The sequence below is a fragment of the Ideonella azotifigens genome (assembly GCF_006519715.1).
GTDB lineage: Bacteria > Pseudomonadota > Gammaproteobacteria > Burkholderiales > Burkholderiaceae_C > Ideonella > Ideonella azotifigens.
In genome coordinates, this window is record NZ_VIDT01000525.1 from 1 (window position 1) to 3,981 (window position 3,981).

Below are 3,981 nucleotides of genomic sequence, written 5' to 3' on the forward strand. Positions count from 1 at the left end.
CCGGTTCTGAACCCCTCCCGCAGCCGCCCACGCCTCGGCCCAGCATGACGCAGCACGGCAATACCCCCTGCCCGGTCGGCTCGCTGCTCATCGTCGATGACAGCGGCGTGCAGCGCATGCATGCCGTCGACCTGTGCCGGCAGTTCGGCGTGCCGCTGATCTACGAGGCCGCTACCGGCAGCGAAGCACTGGAACTGCTGGGCCTTCTGGCGCTGTCGCCGGACCTACTGATCGTCGACTTGGAAATGCCGGGCATGGACGGTGTGGAGCTGATCCAGCAGTTGCACCAGCGCCAGATCCACATCCCGCTGGTCGTGGCTTCGGTCCGCGAGCTTTCGCTGATCCATTCGGTGGAGCTGATGGCGCGCAACCTGGGGCTGCCAGTGCTGGGCGGGCTGCAGAAGCCGCTGACGCTGCCGCCGCTGCAAGCCATGCTGCAGCGCTTTGGCGAGCTGGCGCGCTGCCAGGGCGCCGCCGCACCGGCTCCTGCGAACCCGGCCGTCAGCATCTGCCGCGAGGAGCTGGCCTCGGCCATTGCCCGCGGCGAACTGGGCGTGCATTACCAGCCCAAGGTGGACATGCGCACCGGCATCGTGCGTGGTGTGGAGGCGCTGGCGCGCTGGCACCGGCACGGCACGGGCTTTGTGCGGCCCGACCTGTTCGTGGCGCTGGCCGAGGAAGAAAACCTGATCCACGAACTGACGCTCTCGGTGATGGGCCAGGCCCTGGCCCAGGCCGCGGAATGGAACGCCCGGGGGCTCAAGCTGTCGATGGCAATCAACCTGTCGCAGCGCCTGCTGGACCGGCCCACGCTGGTCGATGAAGTCTCGGCGCTGGTGCAGCAACGTGGCCTGAAGGCAGACCAGGTGGTGCTGGAGATCACCGAAAGCACGCTGGCCGACCGGCTGGGCACGGCGCTGGGCGCGCTGGCGCGGCTGCGGCTCAAGGGCTTCGGCCTGTCGATCGACGACTACGGCACCGGCTTCTCTTCGATGCAGCAGCTGGCCCGCATTCCGTTCACTGAATTGAAGATTGACCGCTCCTTCGTGCACGGCGCACACCAGCGCAGCAACCTGCGGGTGATCCTGCAGTCGGCCCTCGAACTGGCGCGCCAGCTGGGCCTGGTCACGGTGGCCGAAGGCGTCGAGACGCTGGAGGACTGGCGGCTGCTGCAGCAAGGCGGCTGCAACGTCGGCCAGGGCTACCTGATTGCCAAGCCGATGCCGGCCAGCGAGATGCTGCTGTGGATCAAGCGCCACCAGCCGCGCCTGCGCGAGCTGCGTCACGAATCGACCGGCGCCGGCCCCTCTCCCGAGCTGCCGCCGGAAAACCCTGCACTGCAGTAACCCGCGCAAGTTGCCGATAAGTTCTTCGATGAACACGACGATCACCGACACCGAATTCGGCCACTTCCAGCGCTTCATCTTCGAGGCCGCCGGCATCACGCTGTCGCCGGCCAAGAAGGCACTGGTGAGCGGCCGTCTGTCCAAACGCCTGGCCGCCCACCAGCTGTCCACCTACGGCGAGTACTTCAAGCTGCTGCGCGACGGCTCCGCGCCAGCCGAGGTGCAGACTGCAGTGGACCTGTTGACGACCAACGAAACCTATTTCTTCCGCGAGCCCAAGCACTTCGACCTGCTGCGCGAGCTGGCCACGGCCGCCGCTGCGGCGCGCGGCACGCAGCCGTTCCGCGTCTGGAGCGCCGCCTCGTCCACCGGCGAAGAGGGCTACAGCATCGCGATGGTGCTGGCCGACTGCCTGGGCAGCGCTCCCTGGGACGTGCTGGGCACCGACATCAGCACCCGGGTGCTGGCCAAGGCCCGCACCGGCCACTTCCCGCTGGAGCGCACCCGGCTGATCCCGCCGCCCTACCTGAAGCGCTTCTGCCTGAAGGGCCACGGCGAGCAGGAAGGTACGCTGCTGGTCGAGCGCGCACTGCGCCAGCGCGTCAGCTTCGTGCATGCCAACCTGAACACCGAGCTGCCGCGCCTGGGGCAATTCGACGTGATCTTCCTGCGCAACGTGATGATCTACTTCAATGGCGACACCAAGCGCCAGGTGGTGGCACGCGTGCTGTCGCTGCTGAAGCCGGGCGGCCACTTCTGCATCGGCCACTCGGAAAGCCTGAACGACATCAACAACTCGGTGACGCAGGTCGCGCCGTCCATCTACCGCAAGCCCCTGTGATGCCGGACTTCCGCCCCCTTCAACAGACGCCCGGCAGCTGTACGCTGGCAAGCCAAGCCCGCTGCGGCTGACTGGCCATGGACCCTTCCCAGAGCCCCGCGCCGCCGCCTTCCGGCAGGCAGGGCGATGTCTTCCTGCAGCCGGGCGAATTTTTTGTCGGCGACGCGCAGCACCGCATCCGCACGCTGCTGGGCTCCTGTGTGTCCATCACCTTGTGGTGCGCCACCAGGCGCATGGGCGCGATGTCGCATTTCCTGCTGGCCAAGCGCGGCCGGTCGCGCCACGCCGACGAGACGCTGGATGGCCGCTATGCCGACGAGGCCTTGCGCCTGATGCTGGACCTGCTGGCCCGGCGTGACGTGAAGCCCGCCGACTGCCAGGCCAAGATCTTCGGCGGCGGCGAAATGTTCCCCGAGAACAAGCCCAGCAGCCAGATGGGCATTGGCCGGCGCAACGGCGAAGCAGCGCGCAGGCTGCTGCAGGGCCATGGCATCCAGGTGGTGTCCGAAAGCCTGTTTGGCAACGGCCACCGCCAGATCATCTTCGACGTGGGCAGCGGCGACGTGTGGGCGCGCCAAATGGCGGTGCAGACCGAGTCCCCGGTGCTGCCTGCCCTGCCCTTCCCGCTTGGCACACCGTTGCCGTCCGCGCCCCCGTCCACTTCAAGCTGAGCGGCCCCGCGCCGCCGGAGACAGTCAACAATGCAAGCTGCTATCAAGGTCATGGTGGTCGACGATTCCGCCGTCGTACGGCAGGTCGTCGCCGGCATGCTGAGCGCAACGCCCGGCATCGTGGTGATTGCCGCGGTGGCAGACCCGCTGCTGGCCATGGAGCGCATGAAGCAGCAGTGGCCCGACGTGATCGTGCTGGACGTGGAAATGCCCCGCATGGACGGCATCACCTTCCTGCGCAAGATCATGAGCGAGCGGCCGACGCCTGTCGTCATCTGCTCGACGCTGACCGAAAAAGGCGCCAAGACCACGCTCGAAGCCATGGCCGCCGGTGCGGTGGCCATCGTCACCAAGCCCAAGCTGGGCTTGAAGCAGTTCCTGGTCGAAGCCAGCAACGACCTGGTCTCGACCGTCAAGGCCGCCGCGCGCGCCAATGTGCGCCGGCTCTCGCCGCGGGCCGAAGGCGCAGCGCCGCTGACCGCGCCGGTCAAGCACACCGCCGACGTGATCCTGGCCCCCGCCTCGGGCAGCCCGCGCGCGATGGCGCAGACCACCGAACGCGTGATCGCCATCGGCACTTCCACCGGCGGCACGCAGGCACTGGAAGAAGTCCTGACCATGCTGCCGCGCGTCTCGCCGGGCATCCTGATCGTGCAGCACATGCCGGAGAAATTCACCGCCGCCTTCGCGGCCCGGCTGGACAGCATCTGCCAGATCCAGGTCAAGGAAGCCGAGACCAACGACCGCATCGTGCCCGGCCGCGCGCTGATCGCCCCCGGCGGCAAGCACGTGCTGATGAAGCGCAGCGGCGCGCAGTACATGGTCGAGGTGGTCGACGGGCCGCTGGTCAACCGCCACCGGCCCTCGGTCGACGTGATGTTCCGCTCGGTGGCCAAGGCCGCCGGCGTGAATGCGCTCGGCATCATCATGACCGGCATGGGCGACGATGGCGCCGCCGGCCTGCTGGAAATGCGCAACGCCGGCGCCCGCACCGTGGCCCAGGACGAAGAGAGCTGCGTGGTCTTCGGCATGCCCAAGGAAGCCATCAAGCGCGGCGGCGTCGAGCGCATCGTGCCCTTGCCCACGCCCCACTGGCGCAGAGGAGAGTAGGTGGTGATGCCGG

General features: G+C 68.1%; 4 protein-coding genes. All 4 read left to right on the top strand.

All coding sequences use genetic code 11. The features are described 5' to 3' along the window. The first annotated feature begins 116 nt into the window (after positions 1-116). The 4 genes from FKP22_RS23300 to FKP22_RS23315 all read left to right on the top strand — a co-directional run bounded on the left by FKP22_RS23300 (position 117) and on the right by FKP22_RS23315 (position 3,968). Positions 117-1,346, top strand: a complete 1,230-nt coding sequence (locus FKP22_RS23300) for an EAL domain-containing response regulator (protein WP_310733362.1) — start codon at positions 117-119, stop codon at positions 1,344-1,346. A gap of 28 nt (positions 1,347-1,374) precedes the next feature. Then, positions 1,375-2,187, top strand: a complete 813-nt coding sequence (locus tag FKP22_RS23305) for a CheR family methyltransferase (protein WP_141290061.1) — start codon at positions 1,375-1,377, stop codon at positions 2,185-2,187. A 77-nt stretch (positions 2,188-2,264) separates the two neighbouring features. Further along, positions 2,265-2,858, top strand: coding sequence for a chemotaxis protein CheD (locus FKP22_RS23310; RefSeq protein WP_141290062.1), 594 nt, complete (start codon positions 2,265-2,267; stop codon positions 2,856-2,858). 30 nt (positions 2,859-2,888) lie between these two features. Beyond that, complete coding sequence (locus FKP22_RS23315; RefSeq protein WP_141290063.1) at positions 2,889-3,968, top strand: protein-glutamate methylesterase/protein-glutamine glutaminase; 1,080 nt, start codon at positions 2,889-2,891, stop codon at positions 3,966-3,968. The last annotated feature ends 13 nt before the right edge of the window (positions 3,969-3,981 follow it).